Annotated in this window: 26 protein-coding genes; 13 read left to right on the forward strand and 13 right to left on the reverse strand. The window is 70.4% G+C overall.

The features are described from left to right. From H4281_RS00155 to H4281_RS00160, 3 genes are read right to left on the reverse strand one after another with little or no spacing between them, the layout of a single operon-like run. Window positions 1-402 (reverse strand): DUF1304 domain-containing protein, encoded by a 402-nt coding sequence (locus H4281_RS00155; RefSeq protein WP_182888792.1) that lies wholly within the window; start codon window positions 400-402, stop codon window positions 1-3. Further along, window positions 399-572: a hypothetical protein gene (locus H4281_RS45330; protein ID WP_237600176.1), complete on the reverse strand. Its 174-nt coding sequence runs from the start codon at window positions 570-572 to the stop codon at window positions 399-401. The genes H4281_RS00155 and H4281_RS45330 overlap by 4 nt, the downstream gene beginning before the upstream one ends. After that, the gene (locus tag H4281_RS00160; RefSeq protein WP_237600175.1) at window positions 539-847 is read right to left on the reverse strand and encodes a cupin domain-containing protein; all 309 of its coding nucleotides are present in this window, start codon (window positions 845-847) and stop codon (window positions 539-541) included. The genes H4281_RS45330 and H4281_RS00160 overlap by 34 nt, the downstream gene beginning before the upstream one ends. Window positions 848-935: 88 nt before the next feature. Here H4281_RS00160 and H4281_RS00165 point away from each other — a divergent pair, with 88 nt between their 5' ends. Genes H4281_RS00165 through H4281_RS00175 form a run of 3 tightly spaced genes read left to right on the forward strand, consistent with a single transcriptional unit; the run spans window position 936 to window position 3,583 of the window. Next, complete coding sequence (locus H4281_RS00165) at window positions 936-1,958, forward strand: helix-turn-helix transcriptional regulator (protein WP_182888793.1); 1,023 nt, start codon at window positions 936-938, stop codon at window positions 1,956-1,958. A 55-nt stretch (window positions 1,959-2,013) separates the two neighbouring features. After that, window positions 2,014-2,793, forward strand: a complete 780-nt coding sequence (locus tag H4281_RS00170) for an enoyl-CoA hydratase/isomerase family protein (protein WP_182888794.1) — start codon at window positions 2,014-2,016, stop codon at window positions 2,791-2,793. Between the two features lie 43 nt (window positions 2,794-2,836). After that, entirely contained in the window at window positions 2,837-3,583 is a 747-nt protein-coding gene (locus tag H4281_RS00175) for an N-acetyltransferase (RefSeq protein WP_220506563.1), read from the forward strand. Between the two features lie 7 nt (window positions 3,584-3,590). On the opposite strand, the gene H4281_RS00180 is transcribed toward H4281_RS00175, so the two are convergent. After that, window positions 3,591-4,376, reverse strand: coding sequence for an aminotransferase class IV (locus H4281_RS00180; protein WP_182888795.1), 786 nt, complete (start codon window positions 4,374-4,376; stop codon window positions 3,591-3,593). A gap of 1 nt (window position 4,377) precedes the next feature. Continuing rightward, a complete protein-coding gene (locus tag H4281_RS00185) occupies window positions 4,378-5,259 on the reverse strand; it encodes a peptidylprolyl isomerase (protein ID WP_182888796.1) in 882 nt (293 codons plus the stop codon). A 136-nt stretch (window positions 5,260-5,395) separates the two neighbouring features. On the opposite strand from H4281_RS00185, the gene H4281_RS00190 reads away from it, so the two are divergent. Beyond that, window positions 5,396-5,980 (forward strand): MBL fold metallo-hydrolase, encoded by a 585-nt coding sequence (locus H4281_RS00190; protein ID WP_182889490.1) that lies wholly within the window; start codon window positions 5,396-5,398, stop codon window positions 5,978-5,980. Beyond that, the gene (locus H4281_RS00195) at window positions 5,977-6,618 is read left to right on the forward strand and encodes a hypothetical protein (protein WP_182888797.1); all 642 of its coding nucleotides are present in this window, start codon (window positions 5,977-5,979) and stop codon (window positions 6,616-6,618) included. The genes H4281_RS00190 and H4281_RS00195 overlap by 4 nt, the downstream gene beginning before the upstream one ends. On the opposite strand, the gene H4281_RS00200 is transcribed toward H4281_RS00195, so the two are convergent. The 3 genes from H4281_RS00200 to H4281_RS00210 all read right to left on the reverse strand — a co-directional run bounded on the left by H4281_RS00200 (window position 6,619) and on the right by H4281_RS00210 (window position 9,811). Then, on the reverse strand, window positions 6,619-6,879 hold the full coding sequence (locus H4281_RS00200) for a hypothetical protein (protein ID WP_182888798.1): 261 nt from the start codon (window positions 6,877-6,879) through the stop codon (window positions 6,619-6,621). It lies immediately after the preceding gene. An 80-nt stretch (window positions 6,880-6,959) separates the two neighbouring features. Then, entirely contained in the window at window positions 6,960-8,321 is a 1,362-nt protein-coding gene (locus H4281_RS00205) for a YibE/F family protein (RefSeq protein WP_446680379.1), read from the reverse strand. Between the two features lie 512 nt (window positions 8,322-8,833). Continuing rightward, on the reverse strand, window positions 8,834-9,811 hold the full coding sequence (locus H4281_RS00210) for a GlxA family transcriptional regulator (protein WP_182888800.1): 978 nt from the start codon (window positions 9,809-9,811) through the stop codon (window positions 8,834-8,836). Between the two features lie 98 nt (window positions 9,812-9,909). On the opposite strand from H4281_RS00210, the gene H4281_RS00215 reads away from it, so the two are divergent. The 3 genes from H4281_RS00215 (at window position 9,910) to H4281_RS00225 (ending at window position 11,458) form a co-directional block, all read left to right on the forward strand. Continuing rightward, window positions 9,910-10,608: a DJ-1/PfpI family protein gene (locus H4281_RS00215; RefSeq protein ID WP_182888801.1), complete on the forward strand. Its 699-nt coding sequence runs from the start codon at window positions 9,910-9,912 to the stop codon at window positions 10,606-10,608. 75 nt (window positions 10,609-10,683) lie between these two features. Then, on the forward strand, window positions 10,684-11,028 hold the full coding sequence (locus H4281_RS00220; RefSeq protein WP_182888802.1) for an STAS domain-containing protein: 345 nt from the start codon (window positions 10,684-10,686) through the stop codon (window positions 11,026-11,028). 61 nt (window positions 11,029-11,089) lie between these two features. Beyond that, window positions 11,090-11,458 carry an SPW repeat protein gene (locus H4281_RS00225; protein WP_182888803.1) on the forward strand — a complete coding sequence of 123 codons (369 nt, stop codon included), beginning with the start codon at window positions 11,090-11,092 and terminating at the stop codon, window positions 11,456-11,458. 2 nt (window positions 11,459-11,460) lie between these two features. On the opposite strand, the gene H4281_RS00230 is transcribed toward H4281_RS00225, so the two are convergent. Further along, window positions 11,461-12,207 (reverse strand): SRPBCC family protein, encoded by a 747-nt coding sequence (locus tag H4281_RS00230; RefSeq protein ID WP_182888804.1) that lies wholly within the window; start codon window positions 12,205-12,207, stop codon window positions 11,461-11,463. Window positions 12,208-12,334: 127 nt separating this feature from the next. Between H4281_RS00230 and H4281_RS00235 the strand changes: the two genes are divergently transcribed. Continuing rightward, on the forward strand, window positions 12,335-14,083 hold the full coding sequence (locus H4281_RS00235; protein WP_182888805.1) for a pyruvate dehydrogenase: 1,749 nt from the start codon (window positions 12,335-12,337) through the stop codon (window positions 14,081-14,083). Window positions 14,084-14,373: 290 nt separating this feature from the next. Here H4281_RS00235 and H4281_RS00240 read toward each other — a convergent pair whose 3' ends face one another. The 3 genes from H4281_RS00240 to H4281_RS00250 form a co-directional block, all read right to left on the reverse strand. Then, window positions 14,374-16,263 (reverse strand): ABC transporter ATP-binding protein, encoded by a 1,890-nt coding sequence (locus H4281_RS00240; RefSeq protein ID WP_220506621.1) that lies wholly within the window; start codon window positions 16,261-16,263, stop codon window positions 14,374-14,376. A gap of 187 nt (window positions 16,264-16,450) precedes the next feature. Continuing rightward, the gene (locus tag H4281_RS00245; RefSeq protein ID WP_182888807.1) at window positions 16,451-18,184 is read right to left on the reverse strand and encodes an ABC transporter ATP-binding protein; all 1,734 of its coding nucleotides are present in this window, start codon (window positions 18,182-18,184) and stop codon (window positions 16,451-16,453) included. A gap of 39 nt (window positions 18,185-18,223) precedes the next feature. After that, window positions 18,224-18,850: a TetR/AcrR family transcriptional regulator gene (locus H4281_RS00250; protein ID WP_182888808.1), complete on the reverse strand. Its 627-nt coding sequence runs from the start codon at window positions 18,848-18,850 to the stop codon at window positions 18,224-18,226. A gap of 416 nt (window positions 18,851-19,266) precedes the next feature. On the opposite strand from H4281_RS00250, the gene H4281_RS00255 reads away from it, so the two are divergent. The 4 genes from H4281_RS00255 (at window position 19,267) to H4281_RS00275 (ending at window position 21,989) form a co-directional block, all read left to right on the forward strand. Continuing rightward, a complete protein-coding gene (locus H4281_RS00255; protein WP_220506565.1) occupies window positions 19,267-19,938 on the forward strand; it encodes a VOC family protein in 672 nt (223 codons plus the stop codon). Between the two features lie 399 nt (window positions 19,939-20,337). After that, window positions 20,338-20,565, forward strand: coding sequence for a hypothetical protein (locus tag H4281_RS00265; protein ID WP_182888810.1), 228 nt, complete (start codon window positions 20,338-20,340; stop codon window positions 20,563-20,565). A gap of 97 nt (window positions 20,566-20,662) precedes the next feature. Continuing rightward, window positions 20,663-21,535 (forward strand): non-homologous end joining protein Ku, encoded by an 873-nt coding sequence (ku, locus tag H4281_RS00270; RefSeq protein ID WP_182888811.1) that lies wholly within the window; start codon window positions 20,663-20,665, stop codon window positions 21,533-21,535. Between the two features lie 247 nt (window positions 21,536-21,782). Continuing rightward, on the forward strand, window positions 21,783-21,989 hold the full coding sequence (locus H4281_RS00275; RefSeq protein WP_101440497.1) for a hypothetical protein: 207 nt from the start codon (window positions 21,783-21,785) through the stop codon (window positions 21,987-21,989). A 174-nt stretch (window positions 21,990-22,163) separates the two neighbouring features. On the opposite strand, the gene ahcY is transcribed toward H4281_RS00275, so the two are convergent. Next, on the reverse strand, window positions 22,164-23,624 hold the full coding sequence (ahcY, locus tag H4281_RS00280; protein ID WP_182888812.1) for an adenosylhomocysteinase: 1,461 nt from the start codon (window positions 23,622-23,624) through the stop codon (window positions 22,164-22,166). Window positions 23,625-23,627 lie beyond the last annotated feature (3 nt).

The following is a 23,627-nucleotide window of genomic DNA, read 5'->3' on the forward strand; positions in this document are numbered from 1 at the left end:
TCAGAACGCCGTCGCGACCAGTGCGGCCAGCGGCGGGAGTGCTTGGGCCAGTGCCCCGGCGCGTCCCGCACCGCGCGGCCGGCTCAGTGCGAGCAGATCCGAGACACCCAGTGCGATCCCGGCGAGCGTCATGAACGCGCAGCTGTAGAGCACGAGCACCCGTCCGGCCGCGGCGTCGCCGGTGTGCAGCAGCACCAGGCCGGTCACCGGTCCGGCGGCGAGAAACAGGTTGTACCAGCCGACGTTGAACGACCAGAGCCTCGTCGCGGGCAGGTTTTCGGCAGGGATCCGGAAAATGCCCGCGTGCACGCCGGGACGCTCGAACAGCAGCACTTCCCAGGCGAAGGCCAGAAGGTGCACGAGGACCGCGATTCCGGCGAAGACCTGCACGACGACGTTCACTGCGCCACCTCCCCGAACGCGACCCCGTGCCGGGCCGCGATGTCGCCGAGGAGCGGCACGGCGTCCGGCCACGGGGCGTCGGCCGGGACGGTGCGGTCAATATCGCGGAAGAACTCGCCCATCGCGTCGTCCGGGGTCAGCACGAGGAACTTGGCCTGCGGCGTGTGCACCGTGAAGGTGTTGAGAGTGCCCGCCGGGATGTGCGCGAACGCGCCGGGGCGAGGTCGTGCAGTTCTCCGTCGAGGCAGACTGTGATGCGGCCGTGCAGAACGTAGAAGCTTTTCGCCCACGGGTCGGCATGCGGCGGGACGGCGGGGCCGCGCGGGGCGTCGACCTCGAACAGTTCGTAGCCGCCGGTGTCCGCGGCGGACGCTTTCACCGTCACGGTCGCGTCTTTCGTGTCCAGTTCCGGGCCTTCGCCCGCGGTGCTGAGGTGGATGGTCATGCCGCTGAAGGTAGGAACGCCGCGAGCACGGGACCATCCCGGAAATCAGGGATGTCGGCGGTGGAAGAACGCGCGCATACTTCGTCGGGTGTGGGAAGGCCGGGCGCGGGACGTGCGGCGGGAGCTGGCGGCTCTCGCCACGGCCGGTCGCGGCGTCGCCGAGTTGCACGCCGCGGCCATCGAGCTGGTCGACCGGATCGTGCCCGCGGAGCTGACCTGCTGGGCGTCGCTGGATCCGGACACCGCCGTGATCAGCTCGATGACCAGCGGCCGCGCTCGCATCCCGGGGGAGTACGAGCCGCTGCTGGCGACCTACGAGTACGACGGCGCGGAGCCGCACACCTTCGCGCAGCTCGCCCGGCGTTCGGTGCCGGTGGCGCGGCTTTCCGATCTGCCGCGCCGCGAACGCGAGCGCAGCGGACGGTGGGCGCGGGTGTGGCGGCCGCTCGGGCTGGAGAGCGAACTGCGCGTCGGGTTTCGCGCGGACGGCGTCTGCTGGGCCGCTGCTGGTCTGGTGCGCCGCGGCGAGTTCAGCGACCGCGAGGTGGAGTTCCTGACCTCGATCGGTCCGACGTTGGCCGCTGCCACCCGGGCGGCGGCGCTGGCGCGAGGCACGGCTTTGGCCGCGGAAGCGGCGATCGTCGTGGTCGGTCCGGACGGTCGCCGGCGCGGGGCGACCGAGGAAGCCGGCGCGTGGGAGTCCGAATTGGACGCGATCGCCGACGGACGGTTCGCGGTGCTGCTGCGCGCGGCAGCGGTGGGCGCTCAGTCGGCGGCGAGCGGAACGTTCCGGGCCCGGGTCCGGGACGCGCACGGCGGCTGGATCGTGTTGCAGGCCAGCAGATTGGTCTCGGACGACGACGCGCGCGACATCGTCGTGACGATCCGCCGCGCCGCCGGGGGAGAGCTGCTGGATGTGCTGCTCGCGGCGTACCGGCTGACCGCACGCGAACGCGACGTGTGCCGGGAGGTCCTGTCCGGACTGTCTACTTCGGACATCGCGGCCCGGCTGGGGATCTCGGCGAACACGGTGCAGGACCACCTGAAGTCGGTGTTCGGCAAGGTCGGCGTGCGCAGCCGGGGCGAGCTTACGGCGCGGCTGTCGGGTTAGGCCGGTGACCTGTCCCACAGCGGGATCGCCGTGCGGGCGCATTAGGGTGCTGGGCATGACGGACGGACTCGAGTTCACCCGCGACGGCGCCGTGGCCCGGCTGACGTTCTCCCGCCCGGAGAAGATGAACGCGATCACCCGCGGCATGTGGGCGGCCATCCCGGGCGTGGCGGCCGAGGTCGAGGCCGATCCCGAGCTGAAGGCGCTCGTGCTGACCGGGGCCGGACGGCATTTCTCCGCGGGCGCGGACATCGGCGAGTTCCGCGAACTGCGCTCGACCGCCGAGGCCGCCGCGAAGTACGACGAGGCGGTGGACAGCGCGGTGGCGGCGCTGACCGCGATGCGCAAGCCGACCGTCGCGATGGTCCAGGGCAACTGCATCGGCGGCGGCTGCCAGATCTCGGTCGCCTGCGATTTCCGTTTCGCCGCGGACGACGCGCGCTTCGGCATCACCCCGGCCAAGCTCGGCATCGTCTACCACTTCGCCTCGACGCGGCAGCTGGTGTCGCTGGTCGGCCCGGCGCACGCCAAGTACTTCCTGCTGTCCGGCGAACTCGTCGACGCGACCCGGGCGCGCGAGATCGGGCTGGTCAACGACGTTTTCCCGGCCGCGGACCTGGAATCCGCGACGGCCCGGTTCGCCGAAACCCTGTGCGCGCGGTCGCAGGCCTCGATCCGCGGGATGAACCGGATCATCGAGAAGATCGTCGCGGGGCAGGAGCGGACCGACGACGAGGTCGAGGAGATCCGGCTCGCCGCGCTGCACGGGGAGGACTACGCGGAGGGCGTGGACGCGTTCCTGAACCGGCGCGCGCCGAAGTTCACCTACCGCTGAGCGGTGCGGATAACCCGTTGACGGCTCGGCGAGACTGAAGCCTGTGGCGCTGAAAATCCATCACCGCAGTCAGAACCCGGAGATCTTCCGGGCGACCGACCACGCCGACTTCGACCGGTCGTGGCCGGTCTTCATGCAGCACAACCCGACCGGGCACCTGTATTACGGCGAACTCGACACGGTCGCCGACTACGTGCTGCTCGCGACCGACGGGGACGAGCCGGTCGCCAAGGCCTACTCGACGCCGTTCGCGTTCGGCGGCCCGGGACGCGAGACGCTGCCCGACGGCGGGTGGGACGAGGTGATCCGGTGGCAGCACGCCGACCGGCTGGCCGGTCGCGAACGGAACGCGGCGACCGCGCTGGAGATCGTGGTCCGCAAGGAACGGCAAGGTACCGGGCTCGCCTCGGTGATGGTGAACGCGTTGCGAGACAACGCTTTCCGTCTCGGCCACGACGTGCTCTACGCCCCGGTGCGGCCGTCGCGGAAGGCGGACGAACCCGAGACCCCGATGAGCGAGTACGCCTTCCGGGTGCGCGACGACGGCCTGCCGTATGACGCGTGGCTGCGGGTGCACGTGCGCGCGGGCGGGCGGATCGTGAAGGTCTGCCCGGTGTCGATGACCATCCCCGGCACGCTCGCGCAGTGGCGGGAGTGGACCGGACTGCCGTTCGACGCGGACGGCCCGGTGCTCGTGGAAGGCGCGCTGAGCCCGGTCCACGTGTCGGTGGCACAGGACTCCGCCGTGTACGTCGAGCCCAATGTCTGGGTGGAGCACCGCAGGCCCTGAGGCTGGGTCAGATCTCGTCCCAGGGCGCGGCTTCGTAAGCCTTGGTCAGCAGTTCGGCCGCGGCGGGCGAGGTGCGCAGCGGCACGTCGTCCACCGACGCGACCGGGCGGCCGATCGTCGCGGAGTTGGTCAGGAACATCGCGTCGAAGTCCGGGAGTTCCGCCGGGTAGACCGGCCGCGTCTCCTGCGGCACCCCGGCCGCGCGCAGCTGGTCCTCCAGCACGAGGTACGTGATTCCCGGCAGCACCTCGGCTTCCGGCCACACGAGCGTCCCGTCGCGCAGGAAGCCGACGTTCCAGATCGTCGCTTCGCTGATCCGGCCGTCGCCGGCGAGGAACACGGCGTCGTCGTAACCGGCGAGGGCCGCCGCGCGCGAATGGTGTGTGAGACCGAAGCCGCCGAGGTGCTTCACGTGCGGCAGATCCCGTTGGTACGCAACGGATCGCAGCCGCATCGGCGTAGCGACGTGGGAGCGCGGCGGAGCGGTGCGCACGAGAATTTCCGGCACCATCGCGGCGTCGTGCGGAGAGGAGCGCGAGAAAATGATCACCCGCACCGACAGGTCGCCTCGCCCGGCGACGAGCCGCCGGACGCAGCGGCGGACCAGGTCGGTGTCCAGTTCGCTGCCGAACACCTCCCGGGTGCTCGCGGCGAGCCGGTCGAGGTGGAAACGGAGGCCGCGCACGCGCCCGTCGCGGACCTGCATCGCGGTGAAGTGGCCGTAGCTGGTGGCCGCCGCGGCGAGATCGGCGGTGCTCGGAGCGGCACCGCCGATCTCGACACGCTCGGTCACGTCAGGAGACCGTGACCGCGGTGAACTTGACCTGCTGCTTGGGCTCGCCGGTCGAACCGTCCTGGCCGATCGCGCCGATGCCGTTCTTCGCGATCTTGTCGAGCACCTTCAGGCCCTCGTCGGAGATGCTGCCGAAGACCGTGTACTGCGGCTGCAGCGGCGCGTTGCCGTAGACCATGAAGAACTGGCTGCCGCCGCTGTTCGGCTGGCCGGTGTTGGCCATCGCGAGGATGCCGCGGCCGTACTTGGCGGTGTCGATGAACTCGTCCGGCACGGTGAAGCCGGGGCCGCCGCGGCCGTCCTTCATCACGTCGCCCTTGGCGTCCGGGTCGCCGCACTGCAGCATCTGCAGGTCGGTGACGCCGAGGCGGTGGCAGATCGTGTCGGTGAAGAAACCCTGCTTCGCGAGGGCCTCGAAGGCCTGCACGGTGCACGGCGCGAGCGCGCGGTCGAGCGTCATCGGGATGTCGCCCTGGGTGGTCTTCATCGTGATGTTCACGGTCCCGGACGAGGACACGTTCTTGCCGTCCGGCGGGGTCGCCTTCTTGCCCGACGGCGGCTTCCCGCTCGGGTCGGCCGGGTACGAGCACGTCGTCGGGTTCGGCAGCGCCTTGGGGCGCTTGGGGAGCGCGGTGCGCTCGGTGGGGATGTTCGTGACGCTCGGGACCGGCGGCGCGGAACTCGACGGCGGCGCGGCGGCCTGCTGGTCGCCGCTGCCCCCGCTGTTCACGATCCACACCACGAGACCGGCGACGATGAGGACCACACCGCCGACCACTCCAGCGCCCACGATCTTGCGTCGCTTCGCCTGTTCCGCCCGGCGCACGAGCTGCCGCTCGAGTTTGCGCTTTGCGGCTTCTCGGCGCTGCTGGTTGGTCGCCACCCGCCCTCCAGTTTCCGCTCGAAGTCACACGTCTGAGGTAGCGGCAGTGTATGGGCACAGCCTGTTAGGACTCCGTACAGGGGCGGCTAGTCTTCACCGGGTCGTGATCAAGGCCGCTTCCGGGGAGGAGGGTTCGGTGCTCGTCGCCGGGTTCGCCGCGGGTCCGCTGCGCTCGAATTGCTATCTGCTGGCCCCTGCCGCCGGGGGTCCGTGTCTCGTCGTCGACCCGGGCGAGGGGGCCGCCGAGCCGCTGGCCGAAGCGCTGACGGAGCACGGCCTGACGCCGGTCGCGCTGCTCGCCACGCACGGCCATCCGGACCACGTCGGCGCCGCTGCCGGGCTGTCGCGGGCGCACGACGCGCCGCTGCGGCTGCATCCGGGCGACGCCGAGTGGTACGACGGGCCCTTCGAACCGCTCGCCCCGGGAGAGATCGAGACGGCCGGGCTGACGGTCGGCGTCGTCCCGCTGCCCGGGCACACGCCGGGTTCGGTGGCGTTCACCGTCGAGACCGGGGAGGGTGGCAGGCTGGTGTTCACGGGGGACACGCTTTTCGCCGGATCGGTCGGGCGCACCGGCGGGTCCGGCTCCGACCTGGAGAATTCGTTGCGCACACTGCTCACGCTCGCCGACGACACCGTCGTGCTGCCCGGCCACGGACCCGCCACGACCATCGGCCGCGAGCGCGCCGCCAACCCCTTCGTGCCGGGAGCCGCGCAGTGACCGAGAAGCCGGCGGAACGCCTGCCGCTGTTCGCCGACGAGCCGAAGCTGCGCCGCCGCCGCGCGTGGTCGGGCGTCTTCGGCGTGCTGATCCTGGCCGCGGCGTTCGGCGGGATCGCCGGGCTGATCGGCGGGCAGCTGCCCGGGCTGATCGTCGCGGCGGTCGTCGCGCTGCCGTTGATCTACGTGGTGCTCTACGCGTTTCGCCGCCGGATCTGGCTGGAAGGCACGACGCTGGTGGTGCGCACGTGGGGCGTCCGGCGGGTGGACCTGCTGGAGGCGCCGCGGCTGGACGTGGTGATCAGCGACGTGCGCGGCACCCGGACGGTGGCGCTGCTGGTGAACGCGGGGCACCGGCGGCGTGCGGTGAAGCTCGACCTGGCGGTGTTTTCCGGGACCGGCGGCCGGGAGCTGGGGGCGTTGCAGCTGCGCCGGCTGGCGGACGCGGTGCTGAACAACACCGAGGCGAACGGGCTGGTGTTTTCGGAGCTGCTGGTGGCGGAGTTGCGGGCGGAGGCTCGGGGGGACGCGGTGGCTGAGCGGCCGTTGTACCGGCTGGCTTCGGCGGCTCCTTCGGGGAAGTACTTGCAGCGGTTTCCCATGGAGGCGGTTAGCCGGTTCGTGGCGACGCTGGGCTGACTACTCGCGTCCGGCGTGCTCCCGGCTGCGTTCTTCGAGGCCGTCCACGCGGGCGCGGATGCGGTCGAGCTGGTCGGCCAGTTCGGGGAGTTCTTCGGCGACGTAGGAGAGCAGCCGTTCGAGGTGGCGCAACGTCGCGCGGACCTCGTCGAGCGCGGCGGCGATCCGCGGAACCGTTTCGGCCGCTTCCAGCACCGACGCGAACAGGCGGCGGATCAGGTGCACGGTGACTCGGGGTCCGGCCAGGACGGCTGAGAACACAGCCCCTCCTCGGGTGCGGGGTCGCGGTCTTCGTACCTCATCCGCGACGCCCGCGTCCGGCCGGGTCAGCCAGCGTGTGGCTAGTGTGATTCAGCGGGGCTGGTGGTGCTGATGAGGTGCTCGACCGGCTCCCTCGCGGCGATCAAGGCGGCCAGGACCGTCGTCACCGGCACCGCCGCGACGATGCCGACCGAGCCGGCCAGCGTCCGGATGATCTCCGCGGCGATGTCCTCGCTGCCGAGCAGCGCGCCGAGGCCGACGCCGGAGATCGCGGAGTACAGCATCACCGGCAGCGCGGCGCCGGCGTAGGCCATCACCAGCGTGTTCACCGCGGAGCCGACGTGGTCCCGGCCGATCCGCAGGCCTGAGCTGTACAGCTCGCGCCAGCTGAGCGACGGGTTCGCGCGCCGCAGTTCCCAGACCGCGCTGGTCTGCGTGATCGTCACGTCGTCGAGCACGCCCAGCGCGCCGATCACGATCCCGGCCAGCAGCAGGCCTCTGGCGTCGATGCCGTGGCCGAGCGAGGCGATCAGCGTCGTGGTGCTGTCGTCGAGGCCGGTGAGCGACGCGGCGGCGGAGAAGATCGCCGACAGGATCCCGATCAGCGCGAGGCTGGCCAAGGTGCCCAGCACGGCGACCGAGGTTCTCGCGGACAGGCCGTGCGTCAGGTACAGCGCGAGGAACATGATCGCGCCCGCTCCGGCGATCGCCACCACCAGCGGGTTCTCCCCGGCGAGGATCGCGGGCAGCACGAACAGCACGATCACCACGAAACTCAGCACCAGCGCGACCAGCGCGGCCAGTCCCTGCCAGCGGCCGAGCACGAGCACGGCGACCGCGAACAACGCGGCGAGCAGGACCAGCGGCGTGCCGCGCTGGAAATCGACGAGCGTGAACGACTGCGGATCGAGCGGATTGCCGCCGTTGTAGGCGAGCACGACCTTGTCGTTCGCGGTGAACCTCGGCGTGCTCGGCTCGATCGGGACGGTCAGCCGCACCGGTTTTCCCGCTGCCGGGCCGTCGGACATCCGCAGGTCGACGGTGAGGCACGGTTTCGCGTCCGGATCCGGCTGCGAGCCGACCTGCACTTGACCGGGCTGGAGACACGGGCCGGACGTGGCGGTCGTGATCGCGGCCTGGACCGGAGTGCCTTGCGGTACCGCGCTTTTCGGCAGCGAGCTGCCCCACGGGTACAGGACGATCATCCCGACGACGGTGGCCAGCGCGAGCGGGGCGAGGAGCCAGATGAGGAGTTTGCGGACCCGTTGCGACGCCGGGGCGGCCGGGCCGTGTCCGTGTCCATGGCCGTGGCCGGTGTGCGGCGGGGTTTCCTTGGCCGGAGCGGGGTCTTGAGTGTCCTTTTCGGACTGTGCGGGCCGGGCCGGGGGACGGCGGCGGGCGCCGGGAGGCGGGGTGTCGCCGGGGCGGCGGGGCAGGCGCAGTTCGCCGGATCGGGCTCCGCCGCGGGAATCGGCGGAGCGCGAGGCCCCCGGTTGTGCCGAGCCGGGTTGGGCAGGCCTTGGCGCGGCGGCCCGCGGCCGCCGGGGCTCGCCGGGCCGTTCGGCTCGTCGTCCCGGTTCGCCGGTGCGCCCGGGATTGGCTGATCGCTCGGGGTTGCCGGGGCGCTCAGCGGGCCGTCCGCGCTCGCCGGCGCGTTCAGGATCGCCGGACCGCTCGCCGGGCCGCCCGGGCTCAGCGGATCGGCCGGTGCGCTCGGCCGGTCGCCCGGGTTCGGCACGGCGCGCCCGGCGCGGTCCGTCCGGCCGGGCGCGCGGCGGCGAGACAGGCGGTGGCACGGCGGAGGACGGGGACGCGGGTTCGCCCGGCACTCGCGGCAGCGGGCCGGTGTCGTCGGGGTCCTGATCGGGGTAGTCGTGCGGTGCCACGGCGGACATCCTGCCTTCCCGGTTCGGGGTTCACCCGTACCGGGTGGGGGAGGAAGCGGGCGTTTCGTTCAGGCGTGCGCAGAACGCAGGTGCACCCGCCGATACGCCGAGGGCGGGGTGTCGAAATGGTCCAGAAACGCTTGCCGGAGCGTCTCCGTGGAACCGAATCCGCAGCGTCGCGCGATCGCGGTGAGCGGGAGGTCGGTGCCGGACAGCAGCCGGGCGGCGTGTTCCGCGCGCACGGTGCGCACGTATTTTCCCGGCGTGGTGCCGAGATGGGCGTCGAACAGCCGGGTCAGCTGGCGGGTGCTGATGCCGGCCTGGTTCGCGAGCGCGTGGGCGCCGAGGTCGTCGGCGAGGTGTTCGGCGACGTACGCGGTGAGGTCGCGGACCTGCCGGTGCTCGGGCGGCGGGCCGGCGAGGAACATGCTCACCTGCGCCTGGTTTCCGGGCCGCTGAAGGTAAGTGACGAGCGAACGGGCGGCCTCGCGGGCGAGCGTCGGGCCGTGGTCCTCCTCGACGAACGCGAGGGTGAGGTCGAGCCCGCTGGTGACGCCCGCGGAGGTGTAGACGTCGCCGTGCCGCACGAAAAGCGGCACCGGGTCGACGGTCACCGACGGGTATTGCTCGGCGAGCCGCGACGCGTGCGACCAGTGCGTGGTGGCGCGGCGGCCGCTCAGCAGCCCGGCGGCGGCGAGCACGGTCGCCCCGGTGCAGACCGACGCCGTGCGTTTGCTCTGCTGCGACAGCCGGCGCACGTGGGCGAGCAGCCGCTCGTCCTTGGCGGCGGCGAGGTGGCCCAGCCCGCCCGCGACGACGAACGTGTCGAGCGGGCCGCGGATCTGGTCGATCCGGGCGTGCGGGGCGAGGGTGAGCCCGGACTGGCAAGTGAAGGGGAGCCCGTCGACGGTGGCGAGCCGGACCTCGTACGGCCGGGCCGCGCCGAGCCGGGTCGCGGCGTCGAAAACGTCGGACACGCAGGCGATGTCGAGCAGTTCGGCGTCGGGGTACCCGAGGATCACGACCTGCCGGGCGGTACTCGGCATGGCCGCACCGTAGCAGCTCGCCCGGCCGGATCAACCGGGTTCGCAGGATTCCGGACACGCGTGTCCCGCGCCGCCCGCGCGCTCGGGAGGGTGGCGGCATGACCCAGAAAACCTTCGCGTTCGTCGTTTACCCCGGCCTGACGGTGCTCGACCTGGTGGGCCCGCTGCAGGTGATCAGCAGCCACGCGGCGCTCGACCCCTCGATCCGCGTAGTCGTGGTGGGGGAGACCTTGGAAACCACCGAGACCGACACGCCGTTGCGGATCGCGCCGAGCCACACCTTCGACCAGGTACCGGACCCGTCCTGGGTGCTGGTCCCCGGCGGGGCCGCGCCGACGCTGCGCGCGCTCGGCGACGAGAAGCTCATCGGCTACCTCCGCGCCGCGGCGGCCTCCGCTGAGCTGATGACGTCCGTGTGCTCCGGTTCGCTGCTGCTCGGCCAAGCTGGGTTGCTCGAAGGCCGCGAGGCGACGACGCACTGGACGTTCCTGGAGACGCTGCGCGCGTTCGGGGCCACGCCGGTCCGGCAGCGCTGGGCGGACACCGGTTCCGTGATCACCGCGGCCGGGGTGTCGGCGGGCATCGACCTCGCGCTGCACCTGGTGGAGCGGATGCGCGGGGCGGACGCCGCGCGGCTCGTCCAGTTCGGCATCGAATACGACCCGCAGCCGCCGCTCGGTCCGCTCGACTGGGCGCTCGCGCCGCGCGAGCAGATGCGGCCGTTCTTCGAGCACACAGTCCGGGAAGGTCTCGCCGATCAGCCCGGGTTGCGGGACAAGCTGCTCGCCCAGCGGTGACGATCCGGTGAACTGCCCCACCCGGCTGAGGCAGGACGGTTTGCCAGGGCCGCGCGGGCGCGTACCGTTCCGCCAATGGGTTCTCGCGGGGCGGCCGGGCTCACCGTCTTCACCAGCCGGAGGGACGGGGACATCGTGCTGGTCACAGCGGCGGGGGAGATCGACATCGCGTCGGTGGGGCAGTTCCGCTCCGCGCTGACGGCCGCCTCCGGAGCCGGCGGCAAACTGGTGGTGGACCTGTCGCGGGTCGGCTATCTCAGCTGCGCCGGGCTGCGCGCGCTCGAAGAGACGCGCCGCGTCCGGCCCGCGCTTTCGATCGTGGCGACCGGGCCGCTCGTGCTGCGCGCGTTCGCGGTGTCCGGGCTCGAGGCTCCGGTGCGCAGCGGCCTGCGCGAGGCGTGCGCCGCCGCGGGGGCGTGAATCGCCTGCCGGAATCTGGGTACCCGTGGGGTGGAACCGAGATCTGCTGAGGTGATCCGAGATGTCCACCAGCACGATGTCCGGCAAGACCGCGGTCTCCGGGGGCGCAGCGGGCCTCGCTGTGCTGGCCGGGCTGTACCTGATCGCCGCGCCGTGGCTGCTGCGCTTCGGCGGGGCGGCCGAACTCGCGGTGAGCAACACCGTCGCCGGGCTGGCGATCGTCGTCTTCGCCGCCATGCGGGCGCGGGATTCCGGCGCGCAGGCGCTGACCTGGGTGCTGCCGGTGCTCGGGGCCTGGGCCGCGGTGTCCCCGTTCCTGCTCCGGTACGGCGACGAGACAGTGCCGTCGGCCGGTGCGGTGACCGGCAACGTGATCGCCGGGGTCGTCGTGGCGGTCGGCGGCGCGGCGTTGCTCCTGCGCCGCCGCTGACGTCAGCTGAGCGCGTCGGCGAGCCAGCGGCTCCAGGCCGCGCTTTCGGCGGTCTCGTCGACGTCCGGGCGGAACAGGTGATGTCCGACCGCGACCGGCATGCCGAGCAGCGACCGTTCGTGGAAGCGGTAGAGGGCGTCCTCGGTGCGGACCCCGGCGTAGTTCGGGGTCGAGTAGTCGAGGACGCCCTCTACTACTGCGTCGCCGACGCTGAACTGGACTGCTTGCCCCGCTGCGGGTTCAGCGGGCAGGCCGAGTGCCGCCAGCAGCTTCGGCCACGCGTCGCGGGTCGCCGAGGAGGCTGGGCCGTCCGCGGTCACGTACGTCGCGAAGCGGCCGGGGAAGTGGGCCAGCAGTTCGGCGAGCGTGTGCAGGTACATCTCCCAGCCGACGGCGAAGGACTCGTGGTACTCGTCGTCCCAGCCGTCCTGGACGAACCCGCGGTGCACGAATCGCAGTACGGAAGTGCCGCCTTCGGCCGCTTCCACGAGGAACTCCATCGCGTCGAACGTGCCGTCCTCGGCCGCCTCGCCCCGGTAGGCGAACCTGCGCGGGGGATCCCACTCGGTGATCTCCGCCTCGGTGCGCATTTCGCCGAGGCGGAACCGGATCCGCCTGGCCGCGGCGTCGACCTCGTGGCGGCCCATGAACCACGAATCGATGCCGGGCCCGGTCGCGACCGCCTCCCACACGGCGTCGGGCCCCGCGGGCAGCCGGACCTCTTTGCGCACCTCGAACTCGCGTGACATCTGCGGCGTCCCTCCTCGTGGCCGGTGCTCGTCACCGTGCCATTGACAACATTACCTGTCAATGCGGTGGCGGTTCCCCTGATCGGCGCCAGACTGCGAAGGGACTCTCACGAAGGGACGCAGGAGCATGGCGACGGTGGCCGACCAGTTGATCGACGTTCTGGTGCAATCCGGGGTGCGCCGGATCTACGGGGTGGTGGGCGACAGCCTCAACCCCGTGGTGGACGCGGTGCGCCGCACCGGGGGTTCGGCGCGCGGCGGGATCGACTGGGTGCACGTGCGCAACGAGGAGGCGGGCGCGTTCGCCGCCGCGGCCGAGGCGCAGCTCACCGGACGGCTCGCGGTGTGCGCGGGCAGCTGCGGGCCGGGCAACCTGCATTTGCTGCAAGGGGTCTACGACGCGCACCGCTCCGGGGCGCCGGTGCTCGCGATCGCATCGCACATCCCGTCCACCCAGATCGGGACCGGATTCTTCCAGGAGACGCATCCGCAGCAGCTGTTCGCCGAATGCTCGCACTACTGCGAGATGGTGAGCTCGCCGGAGCAGATGCCGCGGCTCGCGCGGATCGCGGTGCAGAACGCGGTCGGGCGTCGCGGGGCCGTCGTGCTGGTCCTGCCCGGTGACGTGTCGCATGAGCCCGCCGCGCATGCCACGGGGGAGTCGGCTTCGCTGGGGAGCCCGCCCGCCGTGGTGCCTGCCGAGGCCGACATCGCTCGCCTCGCCGATCGGATCGATCGGGCGGAGAAGGTGATGATCATGGCGGGCGCCGGTTGCCGGGACGCGCACGACGAGGTGCTCGCGCTTGCCGAGGCCGCCGGGGCTCCGGTGGGGCATTCCTTGCGGGGCAAGGAGTTCGTGCAGTACTCGAATCCGTTCGATGTGGGGATGAGCGGGCTGCTCGGGTACGGGGCCTGTTACGAGGCGATGCACGAGGCTGATCTCGTGTTGCTGCTGGGGACGGACTTCCCGTACGACAACTTCCTGCCGCAGCGGAACACCGTGCAGGTGGACATCGATCCGTCGCGGATGGGACGCCGGTCGGTGCTGGAGTTCGGGGTGCAGGGGGATGTCGGGGCGACGATCCGGGCCGTGCTGCCTCGGTTGCGGAAGCGGGAGGACAGGTCGTTCCTGCATGCCATGCTGCGGAAGCACGAGCGGGGGCTGCAGCGGGTGGTCGACGCTTATACGAATGAGGTTTCGAAGCATATTCCGTTGCATCCGGAGTTTGTCGCGGATGTGCTGGACGAGGAAGCGGCTGAGGACGCGGTGTTCACTGTGGACACCGGGATGTGCAATGTGTGGGCGGCTCGGTACATCACGCCCAATGGGCGGCGGCGGATCCTCGGGTCGTTCGTGCACGGGAGCATGGCTAATGCGTTGCCGCATGCGATCGGGGCGCAGGCCGCGGATCCTGGGCGGCAGGTGGTCGCTATGTGCGGGGACGGCGGGCTCGCGATGCTGATGGGGGAGTTGTTGACGCTCAAGACGCACGCCTTGCCGGTCAAGGCTGTGGTGTTCAACAACTCTTCGCTGGGAATGGTGAAGCTGGAAATGCTCGTGGACGGGCTGCCGGAGTTCGGTACCGACCACGATCAGGTCGATTTCGCCGGGATTGCCCGGGCGGCCGGGTTGTATGCGCGGCGGGCGGAGAAGCCCGGGGAGGTTCGGGACGGGATCCGGGATATTTTGGCGCATGACGGGCCCGCGGTGCTGGATGTGGTTACGGATCCCAATGCGTTGTCTATTCCGCCTAATATTACTGCTGCGCAGGTTAAGGGGTTTGCGTTGGCGGCCAGCAAGACGGTGTTGAGCGGGGGTGTGGGGAAGATGCTGGAGTTGGCCAAGTCTAATTTGCGGAATATTCCTCGGCCTTGAGGGGGGAGGGCGGCTCGTCGCCTGGCGGCGACATTGCCCGCGTGATTGCGTGGGCACCCCGATTTTTTAGTGTGACTACGGCGCGGGAGTGCTTGTCAAGGCGGGAAAGATGCCTTGACAAGCACTCCCGCGCCGTGTTTTTGGCTTTGTATCGGGGTGGGGGAGGTGTGGGTGCCTTGGTGGGTTGGGTGCGCTTGCTGCGGTTTGGGGGTGGCGGGCGGAGGGTGCGTGAGGGGAACCCTCGTTGACTTGATTTCCTCAGGGTTCCCCTCACGTACTTTTGGCCGCGGTTATTCGGTTTCTGCCATGGCTTCCGCGAATTGGGCCGCGTACAGGCGGGAGTAGGCGCCGCCTGCGTTGATGAGGGTTTCGTGGTTGCCTTGCTCCACGATGTTGCCGTTTTCCATCACCAGGATGACGTCCGCGTCCCGGATGGTGGAGAGGCGGTGGGCGATCACGAAGCTCGTGCGGCCGGTGCGCAGGGAGTTCATGGCGTGCTGGATCAGGACCTCGGTGCGAGTGTCCACCGAGCTGGTCGCCTCGTCCAGGATGAGGATCGCCGGCCTCGCCAGGAACGCCCGGGCGACGGTGATCAGCTGTTTCTCGCCCGCGCTGACGGTGCCGCCCTCGTCGTCCAGGACTGTGTCGTAGCCGTCGGGCAGCGTGCGGACGAAGCGGTCCACGTAGGTTGCCTTCGCGGCTTCGACGACCTGTTCGCGGGTCACGTTGTCCGCGCCGTACGCGATGTTCTCCGCGATCGTGCCGCCGAACAGCCAGGCGTCTTGCAGGACCATGCCGGTCTTCGAGCGCAGTTCCTCGCGGTCCATCGCCTTGATGTCGACGCCGTCCAGGGTGATCCGGCCGCCGTCGATTTCGTAGAACCGCATCAGGAGGTTGACCAGCGTGGTCTTGCCCGCGCCGGTCGGGCCGACGATCGCGACGGTGTGGCCGGGGTCGACCGACAGCGACAGGTCTTCGATGAGCGGCGTGTCCTTCAGGTAGCGGAACGACACGTGCTCGAATTCGACCTGCCCGCGCACGACCTCGGGGCGCTGCGGGTGCTCCGGCTCCGGTTCCTGTTCCTTGGCGTCCAGCAGCGCGAACACCCGCTCCGCCGAGGCGACGCCGGACTGCAGCAGGTTCGCCATGCTCGCGATCTGCGTGACCGGCTGGCTGAACTGGCGCGAGTACTGGATGAACGCCTGCACGTCGCCCAGCGTCAGGGTGCCCGAAGCGACTCGCAGGGCGCCCACGACAGCGACGAGCACGTAGCTCAGGTTGCCGATGAACATCATGCCCGGCTGGATCGTGCCGGAGATGAACGACGCCTTGAAGCTCGCCTCGTACAGCGCCTCGTTCTGCTGCCGGAAGACCTCCTCGGCCTCCTTGCCGCGGCCGAAGACGTGCACCAGCGAGTGGCCCGAGTACATCTCCTCGATGTGCGCGTTGAGCTTCCCGGTCGTCGACCACTGCCGGATGAACTGCGGCTGCGCGCGTTTGCCGATCTTGGCCGCGACGAACACCGACACCGGCACCGTCAGCAGCACGATCGCGCCCAGCAGCGGCGAGATCACGAACATCATCACCAGCACGCCCAGCACGGTGAACAGCGACGTGACGATCTGCGACAGCGTCTGCTGCAGCGACTGCGCCAGGTTGTCGATGTCGTTGGTGACCCGGCTCAGCACCTCGCCGCGCGGCTGGCGGTCGAAATAGCGCAGCGGCAGCCGCGCGAACTTCTCCTCGATGTCCTGGCGCAGCCGGAACACCGCGCCCTGCACGAGGTTCGTCGTGAGCCGCGCCTGGATGACGCCCAGGAACGACGCGAAGACGTACAGCGCCAGCACGATCATCAGCACCTGGCCGACCGCGGTGAAGTCGACGCCGTGGCCGGGCATCAGGTCGACGCTGGTGAACATGTCGGCCAGGGTGTTTTCCCCGCGTGCCCGCAGGCCCTCGATCACCTGCTCCTTGGTCGCGCCCGCGGGCAGATGCCTGCTGGTCACGCCGGCGAAAATCAGGTCCGTCGCGCGGGCCAGCACCTTCGGCCCGAGCACGGTCAGCGCGACGCCGATCGCGCCGAGCACCAGGACTCCGGCCAGCGCCGCTCGTTGCGGGCGCAGCAGCCGCAGCAAGCGTGCGAGCGAGCCCTTGAAATCGAGCGCTTTCTCGGCGGGCATGCCCGCCGACATCATCCGGCCGGGCCCCGCTGCCGGTTGCGGCCGGGTCTTGTCGCGCGCGACGGCGGCTGGTTCGTCTTCGTCGCGGGCGGTGGCGGTTTTCGTTTCCTCGCTCACGCCGCCTCCTGTGTCTTGCGGGACACCCGCACCCGGCCGGCGTCGTGAGTCGGCTGACGCGATTGTGTACTCACGCCGCCTCCTGCTCGGTCAGCTGCGAAAGCACGATTTCCCGGTAGGTTTCGTTGGTGTCCATCAGCTCGTGGTGGGTTCCGGTGCCGACGACGCGGCCGTCGTCGAGCACGATGATCCGGTCCGCGCCGCGGATCGTGCTGACCCGCTGCGCGACGATGACGACGGTCGCGTCGCGGGTTTCGTCGGCGAGCGCGCGGCGCAGCGCGGCGTCGGTGGCGTAGTCGAGCGCGCTGAACGAGTCGTCGAACAGGTAGATCTCCGGCCGGTGCACCAGCATCCGCGCGATCGCGAGCCGCTGCCGCTGCCCGCCCGAGACGTTCGTGCCGCCCTGGGCGATGGGGGAGTCGAGGCCCTGTTCCATCCGTTCCACGAAGTCCTTGCCCTGCGCGACTTCCAGCGCGTGCCAGAGCTCCTCGTCCGTCGCGTCCGGATTGCCGTAGCGGAGGTTGCTGGCGACCGTGCCGGCGAACAGGTACGGCTTTTGCGGCACCATGCTGACCACCGACGACAGCACCGCCGGATCGAGCCGGCGCACGTCCACGCCGTCCACCCGGACCGAGCCCTCGGTGGCGTCCATCAGCCGCGGGATCAGGTTGAGCAGCGTCGTTTTCCCGCTGCCCGTGCTGCCGATGATCGCGGTGGTCTCGCCGGGCCGCGCGAAGAGGGAAACGTCTTGCAGCACCGGCTTTTCCGCGCCGGGGTACCGGAATTCGACGCCGGTGAGGTCGAGGTGCCCGCGCTCGGCTCCGGCAGGCTGCGGCTCGTCCGGCGGACGCACGCTCGATTCGGTGTCCAGCACCTCGGTGATCCGCTCGGCGCTGACCTCCGCGCGCGGCACCATCATGAACATGAAGGTGGCCATCATGACCGCCATCAGGATCTGCAGCAGATAGGCCAGGAACGCGGTGAGCGCGCCGATCTGCATGGCCTCGCTGTCGACCCGCTGCCCGCCGAACCACAGCACGGCGACGCTCGACACGTTCACCACCAGCATCACGGTGGGGAACATCAGCGCGATCAGCCTGCCGACCCGCAGCGAGACGGTGAACAGCTCGTCGTTGGCGCGGCCGAAACGCTCGCGTTCGTGCTGGTCCCGCACGAACGCGCGGATCACCCGGATGCCCATGATCTGCTCGCGCATGACCTGGTTGATCCGGTCGAGGCGCACCTGCATGAGCCGGAACGCCGAGCGCATCCGCATGACGATGAGCCCGATCGCGACCCCCAGCACCGGCACGATGACCACCAGCAGCGACGACAGCGGGACGTCCTGCTGCAGCGCGAGCAGGATGCCGCCGACGCACATGATCGGCGCGGACACCATCAGCGTGAAGGTGAGGCCGGCGAGCAGCTGGATCTGCTGGACGTCGTTGGTGGTGCGGGTGATCAGCGACGGCGTGCCGAATTTGCCGATCTCGCGGGCGGAGAAATCCTGCACGCGGTGGAAGACTCCGGCGCGGATGTCGCGGCCGACCGCCGACGCGATGCGGGAACCGTAGTAGACGGCCCCGATCGACCCGGCGATCTGCACCAGCGTGATCAGCAGCATCACGCCGCCGGTCTTCACGATGTAGCCGGTGTCGCCTTTGACGAGGCCGCCGTCGATGATGTCGGCGTTGAGCGTGGGCAGGTACAGCGCGGCGATCGTCTGCACCAGTTGCAGCGCGACGACGAGCCACAGCGCGGCCCGGTACGGGCGCAGGTAGCTGCGCAACAGTTTGACCAGCACGGTCGGGCACTCCCCCAAAAAAGTGGCGTCGGTTCGGGTCTAGCGGGCCGCGCCGGACGCGGCCAGTGCCGGCATCCCGGCGGCTGCCTCCCGCAGGAGGCCGGTGAAGGCGGATACGAACTCTTCGTCGTCGGAGTCCGAATTGAGCCAGGTGTCGAAGGCGATGCGCGAAGCGTTCTGCACAATGCTCGCCATCAGCCGGGCGTGCAACGGATTTGCGTGCTCGCCCGCTCGTTCGGCGATGGCGTCGGCCAGCACGCGTTCGACGGCGGCGTACGCGCGCAGCATCTCGGCGAACAAGCCGCCGTTCTCCATCATCGCGCGAACCCGCCGCACGTCCTCGCGCTTCGGGCGTTCGTCCTCGGCGAACCGCGTGATCGACGCGTTGACGACCGCGTCCCACAGCGGCTCGTCGGCGGGCCTCGCCAGAAGCGCTTCGCGCACGCGCTCCTGCCGTTCGACGATGAACGCGCAGACAGCTTCCTCCTTGCTGGAAAAGTAGTTGTTGAAGGTGCGCGCGGACACGCCCACCTCGTTCGCGATGTCCTCCACCCGAAGCTGCTCGACGCCCCGCTCGAGCGCGATCCGCAGCGCGGCTTCGGCGAGCGCCCTTCGCGCGGCTCGTTTCTTGCGCTCGCGCAGGCCCAGAGGGGCGGTGGAGGTCACCGGGCCGAGAGTAGCAGCGAAAGTTGCGCGATGCGAAAAATTATGCGGACCGCGAAAAGTTGCGTTCTCGCAGGGGGCGGGGCGGCTGGAGACACGGAAGGATCGTCGCGGTCCGCTGTCACCGGCGCGTCACCCCGGCCCTCGTGAGGGTTGATCGCAGGTTTTCCCGAACTTCGCCGAGCACGCCGGCACGGACGCCGCGACCGCGTTCACCGACGAATTCGGTTCGCTCGGTTTCGCCTGAAACACAACGGCTTATCCCCGTTCGTCCTCCTCGGCGGCAACCTTGATCAAGAGGGTGGACAAGCGCTTCCCGGGCTCCCTAGCCTGTGTCCGGCAGATATCTGAACACTCGTTTGGCAACTTTCGGCCGCCCGCGAACCCCCGGTTCCGCGGTGAATCCGGAAAGGACCGGCATGTTCCACCTTGACCATTTCTGCCTCGGCGCCCGCGACCTGGGCGAGGGCGTCCGCCGGGTGCGGGAGGAAACCGGGCTCGCCAGCTACGACGGGGGCGCCTTCGCGGCAGGCATCGCGAACACGATCTTCCCGCTCGGCGGGGACGTCTACCTGGAGGTCGAGGCGGTGACTGCCCCGGCGGCCGAGCGGGACGAGGGGGTCGCGTGGTTCGACCGGGTCGTCGCGGACGGCGACCGGTGGATGTTCTGGAGCCTGCGCGCCGACACGCTCGACGAGATGGCCGAGGTCGCGCAGCGGCTCGGCGGCGAGGTGGCGCGGCTTCCCGGGCGTGTCCAGCCGGACGGCGCCCAGCGCATCATCACCACCGCGCCCGGCCCCGGCCGCGCACTCGACACGTGCTGGCGGCGGGGCCTGCCGAACTGGTTTTACCGCGAGGATCCGGCCGCCAACCCTGATCGCGGGGCGGCGGAGGACGGTGAGCGCGGGGCAGCGGTGACCGGGTTGGAGATCGGTGCGGACGCCGGGGAACTGCGGGAGCACATCGGCGCCGAGACCTTCGACCGGTTGCCGCTGACGGTCGTGTCCGGACGGCCGGGCGTGCACGCGGTCACGGTGCGCACCGCGTCCGGGCGCGAGGTCGCGCTGCGCAGGGACCCGGCCGAGTTGTAGCGACGCGTTTTCGGGAGCGCACCTGCCGTTTCGTGCCAGGATGAACACATGTTCGACGGACTGCGCACGATCGTGTAGCCGGTCGGCGATCTGGCCGCGGCCAAGGAGCGGCGGACCCGGATGCTCGGGGTGCCGCCGTACTTCGGCGAGCCGTTCTGCGTCGGCTGCCGCGTTCACGGGTACGAACTGGCGCTCGACCCGAACGGCCGCGCGGAGAACGGCGACGGGCCGGTGACGTACTGGGGCGTGCCGGAGGTGGAAGCCGCGGTGGCGAAGCTGGGTCGGCGAGGGCGCGGCCGAGCACTCGGCAGTGACCGATTTGGGCGGCGGGATCCGCACCGCGCCGGACGGGAACCTGGTCGGGGTGATCGAGAACCCGCATTTCCCGGGTGCTCCGGCTTGAGCAGAGCGTCGGCCGCGGCCGTCGTGCTGCTGCTCGGTGCCGGACTGGTCGCGGCCCAGCCGTCGGCGCCGGCGCCGCGGACGTATCTCCTCGTCACCGGCGTCGCCGACGCCGACCGGACCGGGCGGGTCTGCGGGGACCGGCCGATCGCGCCGGATTTCCCGGCCCCGGACCCGGAGGCGGCCGCCGGTAAGCGGCTGCGCACGCGCGGCGCCTGCGCGTAGCCCCCGGACCTGCGCGGACTGTCGGATTCGGACGATCGCGGCTACGGTGGTCACCGAGCGTGAATACGGACCGGCGAACTCGGCGGAGGTGCGCGGCATGCGGTCGATGTGGAAGGGCTCGGTGTCCTTCGGGCTGGTCAGCATCCCGATCCAGCTGTACGCGGCGACCGAGAACAAGAACGTGTCGCTGCGCCAGGTGCACGTCGCCGACGGCGGGCGGATCCAGTACAAGCGGTTCTGCTCGATCGACGGCGAGGAGGTGCCCTACTCCGACATCGCCAAGGGCTACGAGCTGCCCGACGGCGAGATGGTCGTGATCACCGACGCCGACCTCGCCGAACTGCCGCTGCCCACCCAGCATGCGATCGACGTGCTCGAATTCGTGCCGCTGGAGTCGATCGACCCGATCCGGTTCGACCGCACCTACTACCTGGAGCCGCAGAAGAACGCGGTGAAGCCGTACGTGGTGCTGCGCGACGCGCTGCAGAAGGCGAGCCATGTGGCGATCGCGAAGGTCGCGGTGCGCCAGCGGGAGAGCCTGGCGCTGCTGCGCGTCGTGGACGACGTGCTCGTGATGACCACGATGCTGTGGGCCGACGAGGTCCGTGTCCCGGATTTCCCGTTCCTGCACGAGGATCCGCCGCAGGTCCGCGCGCAGGAGGTGACGATGGCGGGGTCGCTGATCGACTCGCTGTCCGAGCCGGTGTTCGAACCGGAGAAATACTCGGACTCCTACCGGGAAGCGCTCGAGGCGATGATCGAGGCGAAGGCGGGCGGCGGCCAGACGGTCGGCGCGCCGAAACAGGGGGAGAAGGCCGAGGTCGTCGACCTGATGGCGGCGCTGGAGGCCAGCGTGTCGGCGGCGAAGAAGACCCGCGGGCCCGCCAAGGAGACGAAAAAGGCCGCGGGCGAAGGCAAAGCGGCGGCGAAGAAACCGGCGGCGCGGGCTCGGCGGCCGAAGAGCGCCTGAGCGGGGGTTCCGCCGGCGCGCGGCGAGCTGTTCCACGACCCGGAACAGTGAAATTTCACTGCTGCCGGCCGGAAAACGCCGGTCGTCACGCCCGGTGAGCGACTGCGGCGGACTTCACCGGACCGGGGCGCCGACACGCCGCCGGGTATCCTGCGACGGCGAGATTTCCAGTGGTACCAAAGAGGAGTCCGGCCCCGGAGCGCATCGGCGCCGGGGACTCGAATACCTGAGCGGAAGGCGGCTGAGCATGGAGTGCGCGTTCTGCACGAGCGGCATCGACCACTGTCACGGCACCCTGGTGGTCCACCCGGACCGCGGGTTCGCCGAGTGCACCGATCCGTCCTGCCTCGACCTGGACCGGGTCCGGCACGGCCTGATCATCGACTGTCACACCCTCGACGCCGGGTGCGCCTGCACCGGAGCGGAGAAATCCCTGCTGCGGCAGGCTTCCTGAGCTCCGGCGGCGCCCCGGCCGCCACGGAGCGCGGCCGGGGCGGCTTTACCCGATCGGGTACCTGGCCGTGTACAAGCTGCTTGGCGATGTGCTAACACTACCGGGGGTCCTTCGGCTCTCCCTCCCCCTCGGAGCCGGAGGACCCCTTTCTCGCCGCAGCGTCCGGCGAAGCGGTCAGTAGCGGTAGTGGTCCAGTTTGTACGGCCCGTCCACGTCGACGCCGATGTACTCCGCCTGTTCCTTGCTCAGCTTGGTCAGCCGGACGCCGAGCGCGTCCAGGTGCAGCCGCGCGACCTTCTCGTCGAGGTGCTTCGGCAGCCGGTACACGTCGTTCGCGTAGTCGCCCGGCTTGCCGAACAGTTCGATCTGGGCGAGGACCTGGTTCGCGAACGACGCGGACATGACGAACGACGGATGCCCGGTCGCGTTGCCGAGGTTCATCAGCCTGCCCTCGGACAGCACGATGATGGCGTGCCCGTCCGGGAACCGCCACGTGTGCACCTGCGGTTTGACCTCGGTCTTGACGATGCCCGGGATCTTCGCCAGCCCGGCCATGTCGATCTCGTTGTCGAAGTGGCCGACGTTCGCGACGATCGCCTGGTGCTTCATCCGGGCCATCTGCGCGGCGGAGATGATGCCGAAGTTGCCCGTGGTGGTGAGGAAAATGTCGGCGCGCTCCACGACGTCGTCGAGTTCGACCACGTCGAGCCCGTCCATCGCGGCCTGCAGCGCGCAGATCGGGTCGATCTCGGTCACCACGACGCGCGCGCCCTGCCCGCGCAGCGCCTCGACCGCGCCCTTGCCGACGTCGCCGTACCCGCACACGACGGCGTACTTCCCGCCGATCATCACGTCGGTGCCGCGGTTGAGGCCGTCCGGGAGCGAATGGCGGATTCCGTACTTGTTGTCGAACTTCGACTTCGTGACCGAGTCGTTGACGTTCATCGCCGGGAACAGCAGCTCTCCGGTGGCCGCGAGCTGGTAAAGCCGGTTCACGCCCGCCGTGGTCTCCTCGGTGACCCCGCGCATCGCCCCGGCGATCCGGGTGAACCGCTGCGGGTCCTCGGCCAGGCTCGCCGCGAGAGTGCGCAGCAGGATCCGGTAGTCCTCCGGGTCGTCCTCGTGCGCGGCGGGCACCGCGCCCGCCTTCTCGAACTCGGCTCCCTTGTGGACGAGCAGGGTCGCGTCGCCGCCGTCGTCCAGGATCATGTTCGGCAGTTCGCCGCCGGGGAAACGGAACAGCTGGTCGGTGCACCACCAGTATTCGTCGAGGGTTTCGCCCTTCCACGCGAATACCGCGGTGCCCTCGGGACGCTCCGGCGTTCCGTCCGGGCCGACGACGACCGCCGCGGCCGCCTCGTCCTGGGTCGAGAAGATGTTGCAGGACACCCAGCGCACCTCGGCGCCGAGCGCGACGAGCGTTTCGATCAGCACCGCGGTCTGCACGGTCATGTGCAGCGAACCCGCGATGCGCGCGCCCTTGAGCGGCTGGGAGTCCGCGAACTCGCGGCGCAGCGCCATCAGGCCGGGCATTTCGTGCTCGGCGAGGTCGAGCTGGATGCGTCCGGCCGCGGCGAGCGACAGGTCGGCGACCGCGAACTCCAAGGCGTCGACGGTACGCAGGGTGGGCGACATTTT

It is taken from the genome of Amycolatopsis dendrobii, from assembly GCF_014145675.1.
Classification (GTDB): domain Bacteria; phylum Actinomycetota; class Actinomycetes; order Mycobacteriales; family Pseudonocardiaceae; genus Amycolatopsis; species Amycolatopsis dendrobii.

Excerpts from the sequence above, each read along its gene's own strand:
- H4281_RS00240 (WP_220506621.1), bottom strand. The coding sequence starts at position 16,263 with ATGCCCGCCGAGAAAGCGCTCGATTTCAAGGGCTCGCTCGCACGCTTG.
- H4281_RS00225 (WP_182888803.1), top strand. The coding sequence starts at position 11,090 with ATGTCCACCAGCACGATGTCCGGCAAGACCGCGGTCTCCGGGGGCGCA.
- H4281_RS00160 (WP_237600175.1), bottom strand. The coding sequence starts at position 847 with ATGACCATCCACCTCAGCACCGCGGGCGAAGGCCCGGAACTGGACACG.
- H4281_RS00230 (WP_182888804.1), bottom strand. The coding sequence starts at position 12,207 with ATGTCACGCGAGTTCGAGGTGCGCAAAGAGGTCCGGCTGCCCGCGGGG.
- H4281_RS00255 (WP_220506565.1), top strand. The coding sequence starts at position 19,267 with ATGTTCCACCTTGACCATTTCTGCCTCGGCGCCCGCGACCTGGGCGAG.
- H4281_RS00220 (WP_182888802.1), top strand. The coding sequence starts at position 10,684 with ATGGGTTCTCGCGGGGCGGCCGGGCTCACCGTCTTCACCAGCCGGAGG.
- H4281_RS00215 (WP_182888801.1), top strand. The coding sequence starts at position 9,910 with ATGACCCAGAAAACCTTCGCGTTCGTCGTTTACCCCGGCCTGACGGTG.
- H4281_RS00170 (WP_182888794.1), top strand. The coding sequence starts at position 2,014 with ATGACGGACGGACTCGAGTTCACCCGCGACGGCGCCGTGGCCCGGCTG.
- ahcY (WP_182888812.1), bottom strand. The coding sequence starts at position 23,624 with ATGTCGCCCACCCTGCGTACCGTCGACGCCTTGGAGTTCGCGGTCGCC.
- H4281_RS00235 (WP_182888805.1), top strand. The coding sequence starts at position 12,335 with ATGGCGACGGTGGCCGACCAGTTGATCGACGTTCTGGTGCAATCCGGG.
- H4281_RS00210 (WP_182888800.1), bottom strand. The coding sequence starts at position 9,811 with ATGCCGAGTACCGCCCGGCAGGTCGTGATCCTCGGGTACCCCGACGCC.
- H4281_RS00275 (WP_101440497.1), top strand. The coding sequence starts at position 21,783 with ATGGAGTGCGCGTTCTGCACGAGCGGCATCGACCACTGTCACGGCACC.
- ku (WP_182888811.1), top strand. The coding sequence starts at position 20,663 with ATGCGGTCGATGTGGAAGGGCTCGGTGTCCTTCGGGCTGGTCAGCATC.